General features: G+C 57.4%; 16 protein-coding genes, 1 tRNA gene and 1 riboswitch. Of the genes, 8 read left to right on the top strand and 9 right to left on the bottom strand.

The window, feature by feature from the left end; all coding sequences use genetic code 11:
* Positions 1-2 precede the first annotated feature (2 nt).
* The 3 genes from cobW to ACR0IY_RS05355 form a co-directional block, all read right to left on the bottom strand.
* Complete coding sequence (gene cobW, locus ACR0IY_RS05365) at positions 3-1,058, bottom strand: cobalamin biosynthesis protein CobW (protein ID WP_480670963.1); 1,056 nt, start codon at positions 1,056-1,058, stop codon at positions 3-5.
* Positions 1,055-1,435, bottom strand: a complete 381-nt coding sequence (locus ACR0IY_RS05360) for a DUF1636 family protein (protein ID WP_480670961.1) — start codon at positions 1,433-1,435, stop codon at positions 1,055-1,057. Before ACR0IY_RS05360 ends, cobW begins: the two co-directional genes overlap by 4 nt.
* A gap of 94 nt (positions 1,436-1,529) precedes the next feature.
* Positions 1,530-1,740, bottom strand: a riboswitch (cobalamin riboswitch).
* Positions 1,741-1,810: 70 nt separating this feature from the next.
* Positions 1,811-2,695 carry a LysR substrate-binding domain-containing protein gene (locus tag ACR0IY_RS05355; RefSeq protein ID WP_480670959.1) on the bottom strand — a complete coding sequence of 295 codons (885 nt, stop codon included), beginning with the start codon at positions 2,693-2,695 and terminating at the stop codon, positions 1,811-1,813.
* A 102-nt stretch (positions 2,696-2,797) separates the two neighbouring features.
* Between ACR0IY_RS05355 and ACR0IY_RS05350 the strand changes: the two genes are divergently transcribed.
* Positions 2,798-3,754, top strand: coding sequence for an NAD(P)-dependent oxidoreductase (locus tag ACR0IY_RS05350; RefSeq protein ID WP_480670957.1), 957 nt, complete (start codon positions 2,798-2,800; stop codon positions 3,752-3,754).
* Between the two features lie 43 nt (positions 3,755-3,797).
* On the opposite strand, the gene ACR0IY_RS05345 is transcribed toward ACR0IY_RS05350, so the two are convergent.
* Positions 3,798-3,871: transfer RNA gene (locus tag ACR0IY_RS05345), tRNA-Cys, on the bottom strand.
* Positions 3,872-4,099: 228 nt separating this feature from the next.
* Between ACR0IY_RS05345 and ACR0IY_RS05340 the strand changes: the two genes are divergently transcribed.
* From ACR0IY_RS05340 to ACR0IY_RS05330, 3 genes are all read left to right on the top strand, one after another.
* Positions 4,100-4,753 carry a protein-L-isoaspartate O-methyltransferase family protein gene (locus ACR0IY_RS05340; RefSeq protein WP_480670955.1) on the top strand — a complete coding sequence of 218 codons (654 nt, stop codon included), beginning with the start codon at positions 4,100-4,102 and terminating at the stop codon, positions 4,751-4,753.
* Between the two features lie 96 nt (positions 4,754-4,849).
* Complete coding sequence (locus ACR0IY_RS05335) at positions 4,850-6,280, top strand: TolC family outer membrane protein (protein WP_480670953.1); 1,431 nt, start codon at positions 4,850-4,852, stop codon at positions 6,278-6,280.
* Positions 6,281-6,354: 74 nt separating this feature from the next.
* Complete coding sequence (locus tag ACR0IY_RS05330; RefSeq protein ID WP_480670952.1) at positions 6,355-7,098, top strand: hypothetical protein; 744 nt, start codon at positions 6,355-6,357, stop codon at positions 7,096-7,098.
* A 3-nt stretch (positions 7,099-7,101) separates the two neighbouring features.
* On the opposite strand, the gene ACR0IY_RS05325 is transcribed toward ACR0IY_RS05330, so the two are convergent.
* A complete protein-coding gene (locus ACR0IY_RS05325; RefSeq protein WP_480670950.1) occupies positions 7,102-8,559 on the bottom strand; it encodes a cobyric acid synthase in 1,458 nt (485 codons plus the stop codon).
* Between the two features lie 61 nt (positions 8,560-8,620).
* Here ACR0IY_RS05325 and ACR0IY_RS05320 point away from each other — a divergent pair, with 61 nt between their 5' ends.
* Positions 8,621-9,190, top strand: a complete 570-nt coding sequence (locus tag ACR0IY_RS05320; RefSeq protein WP_480670948.1) for a cobalamin biosynthesis protein CobQ — start codon at positions 8,621-8,623, stop codon at positions 9,188-9,190.
* A 66-nt stretch (positions 9,191-9,256) separates the two neighbouring features.
* Here the strand turns inward: ACR0IY_RS05320 and ACR0IY_RS05315 are convergent, their stop codons facing one another.
* Positions 9,257-9,577, bottom strand: coding sequence for a DUF6280 family protein (locus ACR0IY_RS05315; RefSeq protein ID WP_008757056.1), 321 nt, complete (start codon positions 9,575-9,577; stop codon positions 9,257-9,259).
* A 218-nt stretch (positions 9,578-9,795) separates the two neighbouring features.
* Between ACR0IY_RS05315 and efp the strand changes: the two genes are divergently transcribed.
* Positions 9,796-10,359, top strand: coding sequence for an elongation factor P (gene efp, locus ACR0IY_RS05310; protein ID WP_170349189.1), 564 nt, complete (start codon positions 9,796-9,798; stop codon positions 10,357-10,359).
* A gap of 57 nt (positions 10,360-10,416) precedes the next feature.
* Here the strand turns inward: efp and ACR0IY_RS05305 are convergent, their stop codons facing one another.
* Positions 10,417-11,361 carry an ABC transporter transmembrane domain-containing protein gene (locus tag ACR0IY_RS05305; RefSeq protein ID WP_480670946.1) on the bottom strand — a complete coding sequence of 315 codons (945 nt, stop codon included), beginning with the start codon at positions 11,359-11,361 and terminating at the stop codon, positions 10,417-10,419.
* Positions 11,362-11,465: 104 nt separating this feature from the next.
* Positions 11,466-12,203, bottom strand: coding sequence for a CAF17-like 4Fe-4S cluster assembly/insertion protein YgfZ (gene ygfZ, locus ACR0IY_RS05300; protein ID WP_480670944.1), 738 nt, complete (start codon positions 12,201-12,203; stop codon positions 11,466-11,468).
* Positions 12,204-12,276: 73 nt separating this feature from the next.
* Between ygfZ and ACR0IY_RS05295 the strand changes: the two genes are divergently transcribed.
* The gene (locus tag ACR0IY_RS05295; RefSeq protein WP_480670942.1) at positions 12,277-12,951 is read left to right on the top strand and encodes a TIGR04283 family arsenosugar biosynthesis glycosyltransferase; all 675 of its coding nucleotides are present in this window, start codon (positions 12,277-12,279) and stop codon (positions 12,949-12,951) included.
* Between the two features lie 831 nt (positions 12,952-13,782).
* Here ACR0IY_RS05295 and ACR0IY_RS05290 read toward each other — a convergent pair.
* Positions 13,783-14,652 carry a MurR/RpiR family transcriptional regulator gene (locus tag ACR0IY_RS05290; protein WP_480670940.1) on the bottom strand — a complete coding sequence of 290 codons (870 nt, stop codon included), beginning with the start codon at positions 14,650-14,652 and terminating at the stop codon, positions 13,783-13,785.
* A gap of 156 nt (positions 14,653-14,808) precedes the next feature.
* On the opposite strand from ACR0IY_RS05290, the gene ACR0IY_RS05285 reads away from it, so the two are divergent.
* A complete protein-coding gene (locus ACR0IY_RS05285) occupies positions 14,809-15,564 on the top strand; it encodes an N-formylglutamate amidohydrolase (RefSeq protein ID WP_480670938.1) in 756 nt (251 codons plus the stop codon).

Below are 15,564 nucleotides of genomic sequence, written 5' to 3'. Positions count from 1 at the left end.
GCTTACTCGGCGGCCTCAGTCACACCCACGAGGATATCGCGGATTGCTGCCTCTTTGATGTCGTCATGTTCGGCGATGACCACCAGACGCGAGCGGCGTTCTTCGCCCGGTTCCCATGGGCGGTCGTACTGGTGACGGACACGCGCACCTACAGCCTGCACCAACAGACGCATGGGTTTGCCCTGCACAGCGGCATAACCTTTGACGCGCAGGATGTTCAGCTCGTTCGCCAGACGTTCAATATTGGCGACTAGCTGGGCTGGGTCAGTTTGTTCCGGCAATTCGACGATGATGCTTTCGAAATCGTCATGCTCGTGGTCGTGGTGGCCGTCGTGATGGCTGGGGCGCGCCTCCATATCATCCTCGGCGGCGGCCTCCAGACCCAGAACCACACGGACGTCAACGGCACCTTCGGCAACCTCGACCACCGGCAGCGGGCGGGGGGCTTCGGCGGCGATAATCTCTTTGGCTTTGGCCACGCCTTCCGGACCAGCCAGATCGGGCTTGGTCAACAGGATGATGTCAGCGCACGAGATCTGATCCTCGAACACCTCGGACAGAGGCGTTTCGTGGTCGATCGAGTCATCGGCCAAACGCTGCGCGTCCACCGCCTCGACATTCGGAGCATACCGACCGGCGGCAACGGCCTCGGCATCGGCCAGAGCGATAACACCGTCCACGGTGATTTTCGAGCGGATATCCGGCCAGTCGAACGCCTTCAGCAATGGTTTCGGCAGAGCCAGACCCGAGGTTTCGATCAGGATGTGATCGGGGCGCGGTTCTAGCGCCATCAGCGCCTCGATTGTCGGGATGAAATCATCGGCGACGGTGCAGCAGATGCAGCCATTGGCCAGTTCCATGATGTTTTCCGCTGGGCAATCCGGGATGGCGCAGGACTTCAGGATGTCACCATCGACACCCACATCGCCGAACTCGTTAACCACAACGGCCAGACGCTTGCCTTGCGGGTTTTGCATCAGGTGCTTGACCAGTGTGGTTTTGCCCGAGCCCAGAAAGCCGGTGATCACAGTGACGGGGAGTTTTTCGAGGTTGCTCATTTCAGGGCTCCAATCGGGGGAATGCGGGCCGCACAGTTCTTGCGGAAATGTTCAGGGCGTTCGCGCCATTTGACCAGGCCATCTTCGGTGGCCAGATACTTGGAGGCACCTTCGACAATTGTTTCAACATGGTCGGTTTCGTTGAGGTGTTCATAGACAAAGGTCCAGCGATCCGGCCCACCACGCAGCACGATAGAACAGCCCTCATCGCAATTCGACAAACACTCCACGGCCTTCAGGGTGATGCCTTCGGGAAGATCCGCCTGTTCAAGCGCTTTGTGAAGCAATGTGCCGGGCCGTAGCGCGTCATCCTCGACAGGCAGCCCGCGGCGGCACGTTGTGCAGACCAGCAGCTCGACTGGTGCAGTCTCGGTCATGTCTCTCATCCCCCCAAATCCTCTTCGCGGGGGACGGGGTTTCATGCGGGCCACGTGTTGCGACATGGACCCGACACCGGAACACCCCGCCCGGTTACATCTTCGGCTGCTGGCAGGTCTCCCGGCTTGCGGTTGTCAGAGCGTCTGCCCTGGCAGGTGTCCCGCCTTCCCGGCCTGGCAGGCCAGTGGCTTTGGGCACCCTCTCCGGTCACGGTCGCGGGGGCGGCTGCGTTTGGCGGAAAACCGTTGACGCATTCCCTTTTCATCCATCCGTAGATGGACACCAACTCAGCGGACATGCGGCACGGGCGGGGGGCTTGTCAAGCATGACTGGCAGGTAGAAACCTATCAAATCGGAAAAGCGACTTGCCAAAGTCAATCAGCGGCATTCGCAGCCAACCGATCCCGTAACCACGAGCAAAACAACCCTGCCGCCGCCGTCGGATGAGCGCCACTCTGAGGGCTGATCAGATAGTGCGATTGCGCAAAGGGAATCGCCGGACCCGCAATTGCTATCGGCGCGCCTTGCCGGATCGCGTTTTCTGCAAACCGTTCCAATATCGTCGCGTACCCCGCGCCCGCCATCACAAGTTGCAATGCAGCCACCGACGTATCCACTGAATGCTGGTGCAGAGCGCCTGGGGGCGCAACGGCATTGGCCTGAAAATAGCGTTCCCAATTGTCCTCGTACCCGAGAATATGGATCAGAGGGCCGGCGCGCAGTGCATTCAGTTCAGGTTGGTCGGCTGCTGCCCTGCAGATCGGAACCAGCTTTTCTTCAGTCAGCTTTTCAGAGCGCACCCCCGGCCAATCGCCATATCCCAGCCGAATTTCCACGTCCACTTCGTTGGGCGCGATATTGTCGTTCCAGATGTGTGAGACCAACCGAACCGGAATGTCGGGGTGGCGGGCAGTAAAATCGGGCAGTTCTGCTGCGACCCAATAGGTCGCGGTTGAAATTGCCGCTCGGATTGTCAACGTCTGGCGAGAGGCAGGGCCGAACAGGCTGTTTGTAGATAGCGCGATATCGCCAAGAGCACGCCGAACTGTCAGCGAATAGGATTGCCCCAGTTCGGTCAGTTCCAGACGTCGCGCGTTTCGGGTGAACAGCTTTTGCCCCAGTTCTGCCTCGAGCGACCGGATATGCAGCGACACCGCTGTCTGTGTAAGGCCAAGTTCGCGCGCTGTCGTCGTGAAATTCAGATGCCGCGCCGCACATTCAAAGCTGCGCAGCCATGTAGGATTTGGAAGCCTGTCCATTTACCACCAAAAATTTTAGACCATAAATGTCATTATTATTCACTTTAGTTTTTATCAGGCAACAGAGATACTCGACCCAAAAGCATCCGTCGGGAGGAAATCATGAAAGTCGGATTTATCGGTCTGGGAAATGTGGGCGGCAAGCTGTCGGGCTCGCTCTTGCGGAACGGAATTGACCTGACGGTCCATGATCTCAACCCAGAACTGGTGGCTGATTTTGTGTCCAAAGGCGCGAAAGCCGCTGAAAACCCGGCACAGATGATGCGGGATTGCGATGCGGTCATCACCTGCCTTCCGTCACCTGCCGCTTCGGATGCAGTGATGAAGGAAATGCTGCCCGAGGTTGGTCCGGGCAAAATCTGGATGGAGATGTCGACCACCGACGAGGCCGAAGTCAAACGCCTGGGCGCGATGGTGATCGAACGTGGAGCCGCTGCCGTCGACTGCCCCGTGTCCGGCGGGTGCCACCGGGCGGCAACTGGTAATATTTCGATCTTTGCGGGCTGTGACCGGGATACTTTTGAGAGGATCTTGCCCTTTCTGACCACCATGGGGCGGCGGGTTTTGCACACGGGTGATCTGGGATCGGCGTCTGTTCTGAAGGTTCTGACAAATTATCTGGCCACAGCGAACTTGATCACCTGCGCCGAGGCCCTTGTGACGGCAAAAGCTGCAGGGATGGACCTCAACACGACTTATGAGGCGATCAAAATCTCGTCGGGCACCTCTTTTGTGCACGAAACGGAAAGCCAGGTCATCCTGAATGGGTCTCGCGATATCTCGTTCACAATGGATCTTGTCAAAAAGGATATTGGCCTGTTTCAGGAGGTCGCAGATCGAGCCGGAGTGCCTTTGGAAATCAATCCGGTGATGATCAATATCTTTGATGACGGCATTGCCCGCTACGGCGATCGAGAGCTTTCGCCAAACATTATCAGAAGGTTAGAAGACGCGACCGGTTTGGACATCACGGCACCCGGGTTCCCGACAGAGATGATGGACGATGAGCCGGAAGAGCCGGGCTACGAAGTTATCCCCCAAGGACGTGGGGCTGAATGACGCAACACTCGAGCAGTTGAGAACGACTGTCAGTTAAGGGGAGTGGAGGCGAGTACCGGAATCGAACCGGTGTACACGGATTTGCAATCCGCTGCGTCACCACTCCGCCAACTCGCCTTTTCAAGTAAAATCAAATACTTGCTGTGGTGTGGCAGGCGTTTTAACACCTTTCGCATAAGGCGTCCAGAGGGTAGGTTGTAAAAATCCTGATCCGCGCATCTCGATGTATCTCGGCGGTGCCCGAAGTTCTTGCATTCAGGCGCAACTTTCATCGCCAGAGCCGTTGCCGGTTTCGTCTGGATGTGGCACAAGCCCGGCATACTTGGGATTAAAGTGAGCGATCCAATGACTGATTTCGCAACCCGGCGCCGTACGATGGTTGATACGCAAGTCCGGCCCTCTGATGTGACGAAATTTCCTATCATTGATGCAATGCTAACCGTGCAGCGGGAAAATTTCGTGCCGGACTCTCAGCGCGAAGCAGCCTATGCAGAAGGTGTGATCGAGTTCGGTGGCGGGCGTTGTCTTCTGGAGCCGCGGACGTTGGCCAAAATGCTGGACGTGCTGAATATCTCAAATGACGAGGTCGTATTGGATATCGCTCCGACCCTGGGGTATTCGACCGCCGTCGCGGCGCGTATGGCGCAGTTGGTTGTTGCCGTCGAAGAGGATGAGGCCCTGGCGTCCGAAGCTCAGACGATCCTGATGGAAGCAGACGCCGACAACGCGATTGTGCATGTGGGGCCACTAGAGCAAGGCGCGACCGAGCACGGGCCTTATGACGTCATCATGATTCAGGGTGGGGTTGAACAGGTGCCCGAAGCGCTGACCGCGCAATTGAAGGATCATGGACGCATTGCTTGTCTTTTCGTGGACGGAGAGCTTGGAACCGTTCGGATCGGGCATAAATCAGGTGATCGGGTGACGTGGCGTCATGCATTCAACGCCAATGCGCCGGTTTTGCAGGCATTTTCCGCCGAGTGTGCATTTTCGCTATAGTTTGATTGCATATTATTCTGCTGCCTTGATTAGTTGAAAACATACGCGCAAACTACGCTCAGGGCAGCGTAATTTTGATTTGAGAAGGATTTCGTTATGCGTGCATCAACAGGGCGGGGGATTGTTAAGGCATTGGCGCTGACAGCGGGTTTGGCGCTGAGTGCAATGCCAGGGCGGGCGGTATGGGCTGATAACCTGACCGACGCATTTATCGGAGCGTACAATACCAGCGGTCTTTTGGAGCAGAACCGCGCGTTGCTGCGCGCAGCGGATGAAGACGTTGCCATCGCACTGTCGGCACTGCGTCCGATCGTCAACTGGACGGTTGAAGTCAGCCAGGCCTATAGCAGGTCCTCGACCACTAGCGGGATCAATCCGGGCGTCACTCGGAGTGAACCCTCTAACTTTTTCACCGGCCTCACGCTGAGCCAGTTGATTTACAACGGCGGCTTTGCCGTGTTGGGCAAGCAAGCGGCACAGGAAACCGTACTGTCCACGCGGCAAACGCTGCTTGATGTTGAACAGGTCGTTTTGTTTCGTGCGGCCAACGCCTATCTGAACGTCTTGCTGCAGGAAGAGACCGTTTCGATCCGGTTGAACAACGTTGACGTGTCGGCAGAAGAACTCCGGGCGTCACAGGATCGGTTTGATGTCGGCGAAGTTACGCGCACTGACGTCGCACTGTCCGAGGCGCAGCTTGCCAGTTCGCAAGCTGACTTGGCGGTTGCTCGCGGATTTCTGACACAAGCGCAGGCCGAATATGTCAACGCGGTCGGGAAGGCCCCCGGGCGAACAGCTGGTCAGCCCAGCCTGCCGAACCTGCCGCGGTCCGAAGCCGAAGCTGTTAGCTTGGCGCAACGCAATCACCCCTCGATCCTGTCGGCACAGCATCAGGTGCGGGCCTTAGACCTGGTCGTTCAGCAGGAACGTGCCAACCTTGGGCCGAATGTCAGCCTGAACGCCAACGCGGGTATCCGCGAAAGCTATGACAATGACGACAGCCTTGAAGACGCGGCCATTGCGCTGAGCTTGAACCAGCCGATTTATGCCGGTGGCCGTTTGGCTGCAAACGTGCGCCGTGCGATGGCAACGCGGGACGCGTCGCGTGCCAACTTGTTGAACGTGCAGAAAGATATCACTCAGGGTGTTGCAGATGCTTACGCCGGTTTTCAGGCGGCTTCGGCCAGTCTGCGGGCCTCGACCGAGCGGGTTCGTGCCTCGCAGGTTGCGTTTGATGGCATTCGGGAAGAGGCGACTTTGGGTGCGCGGACCACGCTGGACGTTCTGAACGCTCAGCAGGACTTGCTTGACGCGCAACTGGCCGAAGTCGGTTCGCGGGTGGAACGTTCGCGTGCTGCATATCAGCTGTTGCAGGCGCAAGGCCTGCTGACGGCCGAGCGTCTGGGTCTGGCCGTTCAGATCTATGATCCGACCCTGTACTATAACCTGGTCAAGAAAGCTCCGGCACAGGTCAGCAGACAAAGCCGGGATCTGGATCGCGTCCTCAAGGCGTTGCGTCGCGACTGACGACTAATACTGCCTGTTGTGGGGTCTGAATTGTTTGGCTACACTCGCTTGTAAGGTTAGAGCGGTAGAGAACAATGACGGACAAAGTCGTAAAAGCGGGGATCGAGGATGTGTTGTCCTCGATCAAGCGGTTGGTCAGCGAAGAAGAGCGGAAAATTCCGGGGTTGCTGTCCACATCCATCGCGCGAAAACCCGGAAGGCTGGTATTGACCGACGCCCTGCGTGTCGGCGAACCGGTGGCTGTTGATGAACATCCCGATTCACCTGAACTGCCCTATAGGGCAGAAGATTCGGTCAAGCCGATGCTTCTGCGGACCTGCGATATCGTCAATCATGCTGAACCTGCCGTCGAACAGGTAGCGAAAGCAAAACCAGAAGATACCCCTTCCGTTAGCCTGAGTGCAAAAATCGAAGCATTGGAAGCGGCAATCGCCAAAACCGAAGATCAGTGGGAACCCGATGGCGACAGCGATGACGCCTATGCAGGTACATCCAATGCGACGCTAGTGTGGGGGGCGGAAGAAGAGTTCAACATCGTTGATGTCAAAAATGACGACGACGATGATGAGGAGGAAACCGCCATGAAAGCGACCTTTATCCGAGGGCAGCGCGCGTCGATCACCGAAGCGACAGGTGAATCCGATTCTCAGGCTCAGCAAGTTGAGCTGACCATGGACGAAGAGGCGTTGCGTGCCTTGATTGCTCAGGTCGTTCGGGAAGAGCTGCAAGGCGTTTTGGGTCAGCGTATCACCCGCAATGTACGTAAGATGGTGAGACGCGAAATTTCCCGCGCTCTGGCTGAGCAAAAGCTGGTCTAAACGCTACGGCCGTTTGGGGGGCTTCGCTGTCGCCAAAAGGCGATCCAGATCCATATGTGTCTCCAGATGGTCTGCCAAAGCGTCCAACGTTTCCTCTACCCCATCCTCGTAGGAAATGCCTGATGTCGCGCCCAGCTGTTCCAGATAGCGGGCACGGAAGGCGTCGGATGAGAATATACCGTGCAGGTAGCTTCCCCGTATGCGGCCTGAGCGGTCGGATGCGCCTTCCGGTCGGTTTTCAATCTCAAGCCAGGCGCGGGCGCAATCGGGACCTTCGGTCCGACCCATGTGTATTTCGTACCCCGTGACGGGTTCATTGCCCGGAACAGTGCGCGCGGTGCGCAATGTGACCTGCTTTTTACCAGCCATCACGGTGGTCACATCCAACAGCCCCAGACCCTCGACCGTGCCTGGATGTCCGTCAACGCCATCTGGGTCGTCGATGGTTTTGCCCAGCATCTGATAACCCCCGCACAGCCCCAGTACGTGGCCACCTCGGCGGACATGGGCGTACAGGTCTATATCCCAGCCTTGGGCCCGGAAATAAGCCAGATCGCCGATGGTGGATTTACTACCCGGCAGCAACACTAGATCAGCGTCTCCGGGCAGGGGGCGTCCTGCGGGGATGACCTCGACCGTGACACCGGGTTCGGCCGACAGCGGATCGAGATCGTCGAAATTGGCCATCCTCTCTAACTGAGGCACAACGACTTTACACGCGCCGCCTGAATGAGAGCGGATGTCCATCATGTCCTCAGCTGGCAGTTTCCACGCGTCATTGAACCACGGAACCACCCCAAGGCAGGGCCAGCCGGTGCGCGCGGCGATATCATCCCGCCCTTCGTCGAACAGGGACACATCCCCCTTGAACCGGTTGACGGCAAATCCCTGAATCATGGCCTGATCGTCATCTTCCAGAACGGCTTGTGTGCCCACGATCTGAGCAATGACGCCGCCACGGTGGATATCGCCGACCAGAACCACAGGCACCCCGGCAGCGCAAGCAAAGCCCATATTGGCGATATCACCGTTGCGCAGATTGGTTTCCGCCGGGCTGCCAGCCCCTTCGATCAAAACCAGATCAGCGTCACCGCACAGCCGGTCAAAGCTATCGAGTGCAGCACCAAGTAATTTGGACTTGTCATTACGGTAATCCCCGGCCTTCATCGTACCCGCACGTTGGCCCTGTACGATAATCTGCGCTCCCGTGTCAGTTTCAGGTTTCAGCAAGATCGGGTTCATGTCTGTGTGTGTCGGGCGCATGGCAGCGCGCGCTTGCAGGGCTTGCGCGCGGCCAATCTCACCACCGTTTTCGGTCACCGCCGCGTTGTTCGACATGTTTTGCGGCTTGAACGGTGCCACCCTCAGACCCCGCCGGGTATACGCCCGCGCTAGACCGGCCACCAGAACCGATTTACCAACGTTGCTGCCGGTCCCCTGAATCATGATGGCGCGTACCATGGCCGTCTCCTATACCCTGACGCGCACATGACCTGATTTGAAGCCAAAGGGAAAGCCCCGGATGAACACGCCCGCGCATCTTTTGATCGGTGCCGCAGCCTTTGCGCGCCCAGCCAAGGGGCGGATTTTGTGGGCGGCGCTGTTGGGATCATTGTTGCCAGACCTGTCGCTATACGTGATGGCTGGAACGTCTCTGTTCCTTTTGGGCATTCCCGAGCAGGTGGTGTTTGGGCAGTTATACTTTTCGTCCGCCTGGCAAACGGTGTTTGCCATCGACAATTCGTTCATCCTGTGGGGGGTGGCATTGGCCCTTGGGGTATGGCGTGGTTGGCGGTTTCTGACCATCGCCGCGTCGGCAGGACTTTTGCACCTGTCGATGGATTTCCTGCTGCACGCAGGCGACGGGCGCCCGCAATTCTGGCCGCTGAGCGATTGGGTGTTTCACAGCCCTGTCAGTTATTGGGACAACGCCCATCACGCCCTTTGGATCGCCCCGATATCCATCGTCGTTTGTACGGGCTCTTACGTGGTGCTTTGGAACAGAGGGCTGACCATCTCGGCCAAGCTGTTTTTTGCAGTTCTGTTGGCGGCCGAAATCTGGGTTGCCCGCCAGTGGCTCTTGTTCTTCTGAGGGCCAAAAGAAAAACGCGCCCCGTTCTGACGGGAGCGCGTTTTTTCCTCCGGAAGTCGCCGTAGACTAGGCGGCTTCAGCTTGCTGAGCGGCGTTGCGGCGCTCGCTTTCTTCACGCGACAAAGCGACCGAGGTGCGCACGCCACGTCCAACGAACTCCATCAGTCCGCCAACGACCCTCTCGTTCGGGTCGATACCCGCGCAGGACAGAACCTCGCGGCCATCGCGCGAGCGTGCCCAGCGGGCGATCTGTTCAGGGCCATTGCCATATTTCTTGTCATCAGCAATTGCGTCATCCAAAGCAGCCAGTACAACGGCTGCAAAGAGTTTACGTGCACGATTGCCTTGCTCGTTATTAAAGGCAGTGCCGTCAACGAAATCTCTCATCTCGTCTTCCTTGTTGTTCTTGCTCTTGCATTTTCGGCGTGACGGTCCTTATGACCTATTAGCTGCGATTCGGATACAGCTAAAATGCATAGTTGCGTTGCGTCATTTGCATGGCTTGCTGCAAGTGCAGCACTAGGTGTCGTTGTCTTGTCAGGTGTGGTCCCGCCAGATATAGGGGCGTCAACTGATGCATCAACCGTTTGTGAAGGATTTATGTCATGCCCAAGATAAATGGGAACGAAATTCGCCCCGGCAATGTGCTTGAACATAACGACGGGCTGTGGGCGGCTGTTAAGGTGGATCACGTAAAGCCCGGTAAAGGCGGTGCTTTTGCGCAGGTCGAGTTGCGCAACCTGCGCAACGGCTCGAAGCTGAACGAACGTTTCCGGTCGGCCGACAAGGTCGAGCGCGTGCGCCTCGAGCAGAAGGATCAGCAGTTCCTGTACGAATCCGACGGCATGCTTGTCTTCATGGACTCTGAGACCTATGAGCAGATCGAACTGCCTGCCGAGCTGCTGGGCGAGCGCCGCCCGTTTCTGCAGGACGGCATGACCATCGTTGTCGAATTTTATGAAAGCGAGGCGCTGAACGCCACGCTGCCGCAGAAAGTGACCTGCAAGATCGTTGAGACCGAGCCGGTGGTCAAAGGTCAGACCGCCGCAAACTCGTTCAAGCCCGCGATCCTGGATAATGGTGTGAAGGTCATGGTTCCGCCGTTCATCGGGCAGGACGAAATGATCGTGGTGAACACAGAATCCATGGAATATTCCGAGCGCGCTTAACCCTGCGCCGCTTGGAACCGTTTGAAGACCGCGTTGGCCTGGGCCGCGCGGTCTTTTTTATCTGGTCCCTTGCATTTTCCGGTATTTTTCGGGATTGGGGCCGAACAGTTCCAACATCAGTTCGTATTTTATGCGGTTTGCGCTGACTTGCCGGTAAAAGGCGATCAGGAACGCAGTGGGGCCTTGAATGCGACCAAGCCCGCTAGTTGCGGCTACAACGGTGCCGACATCCGTTTTGCCGTTCAGAACCAGATAGCCGCCCAGCATCAGCACACCGACCGTGCCCGCGCCGTTTATCACACTCAGGAGAAATTTGGCGGATAGCTTCCATAGAAACATCCGGCGTCGAGTGTTGTAGATATCGTCGAACTGCGCTTCGACGTCGCGTGCCACAGCGTCTATGTCCTCGATAGTCAGCCTGTCGGTAGAACTGCGCAGGATGCGGACACGTTCGGCCACAAAGATGTTCACTTTGCGCTGCGAAATCAGCACGATGATGATCTGAGGCACGATCATTGATAAGGCGATCATGCCCAGCCCGGGTTGGGTCGATGAGATATAGCCAATCACGCTGATCAGCGTTCCGATCTGTACGACCGGATCAGAAAAGGCACCACCGGCGAATTTGCCCAACTCTTCCGCCTCAGCGGAAATCGCGGTGGTCATGGTGCCTTTGCGCACTGTCTCGCCGGTTTGCTTCACGTCGGACGCACGCAGCAAAAGCCGTCGGCGGATCAACCGGATAATATCCTCGCCCAGCGTCCCGGCGCGATAACCCAGCAGCCATTTCAATGCGAGGCTGAGGAGGATCACGGACATCATGCCCGTTCCCAGATAGATCAACCTCTCGGAGGCGATATCGTCCGAGGTGAGGTGATTAATGATGTCGCGTTGAAATTCAAGCGGCACCGCAGCTAGGGCTGCAATGGCTAAGGACAAAATGATAAGGATGATTTGACGCCCGGCGCTGACGCGCCAGATTGCCCGGTACAGTTGAAACATATGCGCATCCGTTCATGAACCACGGCCAGTGTGACAGCGCCAAACGGCTTGTTCAAACTGTATGGTAAAGGTCGCAGGTTCGGCCGTGCCGGATAGGCAACATATTAGTTTTCAAGGGTAATGGTGGCCCCTTCAGCCTGCAGGTCGCCCTTTGCACGATCCAGTCTCAGATAGGCAATTCCCCGACCATTGGACTGAGTGAACAGGGTTCCTGCAGGTTTGCCATCGGATGTGATATCTGTACCCACAGGTGCCACGCCATCAACCCGGACAATTCGTAGACCTTTGCGGAGCTCGGTCTTGTGTTTCATCCGCGCCGTGACTTCCTGCCCGACATAGCAACCCTTTTTGAAATCAACGCCGTTCAAAGCCTCGAACCCGGATTCAAGGATGTAGCTGTCCGGTGTCAGCTCGATACCGGTTTCGGGAATGCAGTGGAGCACGCGGATCGCGTTCCAATCCGTGCCGTCATCGTCTTCGGCATCGGCTGTGTAAGCCCGCCACCCCATATCCGGATGGCGGGGGTCGGGCAGGGCACCATCGGGGGCAGGGCCAGTCCCGCGCTGCAGGTTCAGGCCGCTGTCCTCGATACGGACATCGGCTCGCAGCTTGTACATGCCCAGTCGCTTGGCCAGCCCATCCGCGATATCTTCGGCAACATCCAACAGCACCGACTCTTCACCGCGCTTCAGAAAGAAATCCGCCAGATACTTGCCCTGAGGGGTCAGCAGAGCGGCATAGACCAGACCGTTTTCCATCCCCGCGATATCATTGGTGACCAGCCCTTGCAGAAAGCTGTCAGTGTCTGCGCCGCTGAGGCGCAAGATGCGGCGAGTGGGCATTGGGTGGTCCTCGTCTTTTCCTTCGGACCCGTGATATAGGAGTTCCCGCCGACATGACCAGAGGGTATCCGCCTTGCCTGCACCAATCAGCATCGTCATCCCGACCCTGAATGCGGGCGAAGCATTGCCCGCAACCCTTCAGGCGCTGATCGAGGGGCTGCACGCGGGGTTGATTCGCGAGTTGATCGTTACAGATGGGGGGTCGACGGATCAAACGCTTGAAATCGCGGATGAGGCAGGGGCTGAGATCGTAACCGGCCCGCCGTCACGCGGTGGACAGTTGCGGCGAGGATGCGCGGTTGCCAAAGGGGATTGGCTGTTGGTTCTGCACGCGGACACGGTATTGCAGGAGGGGTGGAGCACAGAGGTTGCCGAACATCTGCCCTCGGGCAACCCTGCCGCTTTTCGGTTGGCTTTTGGTGCGACAGGGTTCGGTCCGGCGTGGGTTGCGGGCTGGGCCAATCTGCGCAGCCGAGCGTTTGGGTTGCCCTATGGGGATCAGGGGCTGTTGGTTCCGCGTCGAACCTACCTAAAGGCCGGTGGCTTCCCGGATCAGCCCTTGATGGAAGACGTTGCGCTGATACGCACCCTGCGTGGTGTTATCTTGTTGAAAGCACGCGCTATTACGAGTGCTGATCGCTATGCTCGGGCAGGGTGGGTTCGTCGGGGCGCGCGGAACCTGTGGACTCTGACCCGGTATTTTCTGGGTGCTGATCCCGAGCGGTTGGCGCAGGCGTATCGGCGCTGAGTGTCATGCGCAGCTCGGCCAGGGATTTCCCCAAACGGAACGGCGCGGCGAAACTGACCAGACAAAGGGCAATGATCTGCAACACCAGAATATGTGCGTTGGCCTGCAAGTATTCCCATTCATGTTTCAATTTCCCAACCTGCGCGACCAGATCGTCATAGCTTTGGGCAAGGATCAGATAGTCCCCTGCGATTGCAGGAACTTTGCGGCGCATATTGTCGATGGCAGTTTGAGTTTCGTCGTCGAGCGTGGTGAATACAAGAAACTGATCAATGCTGAATGCGTCCGCCTTGGCCGCCATGGCGCGCATGTCGTCCTGTTCCTCTTTCGCGCGTTGCCCCAACAGAAACCGCAACCCTTGCAGTGGTGCGACCTCGTTGGTCACTTCGATGAAAAGAGGCAGGTCAGCATTGCTGGCGGTTGAAGCAGACAGGAACTCTACCTTGTCGCACAACACGGCGGTATCCGGATCATAAGCGGGATCACAAAACCGCAGCCGAAAGCGCGCCGCGTCGCGATCAAATGCCAGTGTCGCGGCATAGGCAACGTCGATCTGCCGATCCAAACGCGAGCTGTCCGATGCGTAAAGTCCAGCCAGAACTGCCACCAGCGCACCTATGCCGCCCAGAACGACCCAGACCAGATCCGCCAGTTTCCACGCCCGATGCCCGGCAGGCTTGCGGAACAGGAACGCGGTGCCAACCGATCCGGCCAGAAAGAACAGGATAAGCAAGGGCAGCTGGTTTTCGGTCACAAATGTCATGATTACAAAGTGACCACCCGCGGGGGTGCTGGCAACACTCCTCACGTTCAGTTGTAAGAAATACGGGGTTAAGAGCCAGTACTTTGGCCGAATTTCCGAAACAGCTTGGTGCGGTCAAAGGCTTGTTCCAGCTCATCTGTACGCTCTTTGACCGAATCCCATAGACGTTCCTGAACTTCGGCGATTACGCATTCCAGCAGCATCACGATGGCAGCCATCGAGTCCCACGCAGACGGCACCGCAATTCGCGCAGCAAAGGTGTGTTTGGCCAACTGGTGAATGGGCGAGCGCCATTGGTCCGTGAACAGAACGATCTCGGCCTCACGCTCCTGACAGAGCTGCCCGATCAACATGGTCGAGTTTTCATAGCGCCGCACATCCAGCGCGATCAACACGTCATCCTTGCGGACATCCAGCAGGTCATGTGTCCAGGATGCAGCAAACGGCAACAGCCGTATGTCGGGGCGGATCATTTGCAGGTGCAGGTAGAGATATTGCGCCAGCGTACCAGTGATGCGACCGCCGGTTATGAAGATACGCCGGTTGGGATCGCTGAGAAGGTTGCAAAGACTGTCGAATTCTTTGGGATCGACCTCATCAATCGTGCGCTTCTGGTTGGCAAGCGCTTGTTGGGAATACCGGTTCAGGATGTGCTCTTCGGGCAGGTCGTTCTGCCAGACGTCCCGCTTGGCGATCGGGTCCGAGATCATCTCTTTAACCTCGCCGCGCAGGGCGGCCTGAAACTGCGGGTAGCCGTCAAAACCGGTTTTCTGCAGCATCCGTGCCACCGTGGTCGTCGAGACCGAGGCAGTACTGGCCAGTTCGGTGATGCTGCCAAGACCTGCCATTGGGTAGTCATCCAGCAAGACACTTAGCAACTGTCTCTCGGACGGAGTCATCTTGTCCCGATGAGCCATCAGCCTGTCTGTTAACCGCACCGATGTGTCCTCCTTGGATTGTTTTACGTGATCCGTGAAAAAATTTTCAGGACTTAATGGTGTGTTGAAATTTGTACAGGAAAAATATTGACAAGTGAATGCTTGATGTGAAATTTTTCCCACAAACGTCTTTTCACGGATTCGCAAGGTAGCACTTTGGACTTTGGAACTGTTGTTCATACAGGCACGACAGACAGCGAACCTTCGGTTTTGCTGGTGTGCGAACATGCCTCGAATAGAATTCCGGAATTTCTCGGCGACATGGGGCTGACAGCCGAAGCAAGGGACAGCCACATCGCTTGGGATCCCGGTGCGCTGGGTGTTGCACAGCATATGGCGGCCCGAATGTCTGCGCCATTGGTCCATGGCGGCGTGTCCCGGCTGGTCTATGATTGCAATCGACCACCCGAAGCCGCAGGTGCGATGCCGGCCCGAAGCGAGGATTACGAGATCCCCGCCAACGCCAACATGACGTCTGATGAAAGGCAGGGGCGGGTTGAAGGCATTTATGTTCCCTTTACCCGTGCTGTTGCTGATCAGATCGAACAAAACCGTCGTTCTTTGCAGCTGATGGTAACAATGCACAGCTTCACGCCGGTTTACCACGGCAAGCAGCGGGCGGTTGAGCTGGGTATCCTGCACGGTCGCGACGACCGGTTTGCACAGGCGATGATGGGGGCAGTGCCGCTAAGTCCACGTTATGAGACCCGGCTGAACGAACCTTATTCGGCAGCAGACGGGGTTGCCCATACATTGGACACTCAGGCATGGCCGCACGGCCTGATGAACGTGATGATCGAGGTTCGCAATGATCTGATCCGCACGCCGGAAAAACAAAAGGCAATGGCCGAACACCTTGTTCCGTGGATCAGCGAAACTCTGACCGGGTTGCAGGAAAGGGGCGTGGCGTGA

This window comes from Ruegeria sp. BC1, assembly GCF_056539305.1.
This window is presented reverse-complemented; position numbering and strand designations above follow the sequence as displayed.

Coding starts and splice junctions, on each gene's coding strand:
- cobW (WP_480670963.1), bottom strand. CDS start 1,058: ATGAGCAACCTCGAAAAACTCCCCGTCACTGTGATCACCGGCTTTCTG.
- ACR0IY_RS05360 (WP_480670961.1), bottom strand. CDS start 1,435: ATGACCGAGACTGCACCAGTCGAGCTGCTGGTCTGCACAACGTGCCGC.
- ACR0IY_RS05355 (WP_480670959.1), bottom strand. CDS start 2,695: ATGGACAGGCTTCCAAATCCTACATGGCTGCGCAGCTTTGAATGTGCG.
- ACR0IY_RS05350 (WP_480670957.1), top strand. CDS start 2,798: ATGAAAGTCGGATTTATCGGTCTGGGAAATGTGGGCGGCAAGCTGTCG.
- ACR0IY_RS05340 (WP_480670955.1), top strand. CDS start 4,100: ATGACTGATTTCGCAACCCGGCGCCGTACGATGGTTGATACGCAAGTC.
- ACR0IY_RS05335 (WP_480670953.1), top strand. CDS start 4,850: ATGCGTGCATCAACAGGGCGGGGGATTGTTAAGGCATTGGCGCTGACA.
- ACR0IY_RS05330 (WP_480670952.1), top strand. CDS start 6,355: ATGACGGACAAAGTCGTAAAAGCGGGGATCGAGGATGTGTTGTCCTCG.
- ACR0IY_RS05325 (WP_480670950.1), bottom strand. CDS start 8,559: ATGGTACGCGCCATCATGATTCAGGGGACCGGCAGCAACGTTGGTAAA.
- ACR0IY_RS05320 (WP_480670948.1), top strand. CDS start 8,621: ATGAACACGCCCGCGCATCTTTTGATCGGTGCCGCAGCCTTTGCGCGC.
- ACR0IY_RS05315 (WP_008757056.1), bottom strand. CDS start 9,577: ATGAGAGATTTCGTTGACGGCACTGCCTTTAATAACGAGCAAGGCAAT.
- efp (WP_170349189.1), top strand. CDS start 9,796: ATGCCCAAGATAAATGGGAACGAAATTCGCCCCGGCAATGTGCTTGAA.
- ACR0IY_RS05305 (WP_480670946.1), bottom strand. CDS start 11,361: ATGTTTCAACTGTACCGGGCAATCTGGCGCGTCAGCGCCGGGCGTCAA.
- ygfZ (WP_480670944.1), bottom strand. CDS start 12,203: ATGCCCACTCGCCGCATCTTGCGCCTCAGCGGCGCAGACACTGACAGC.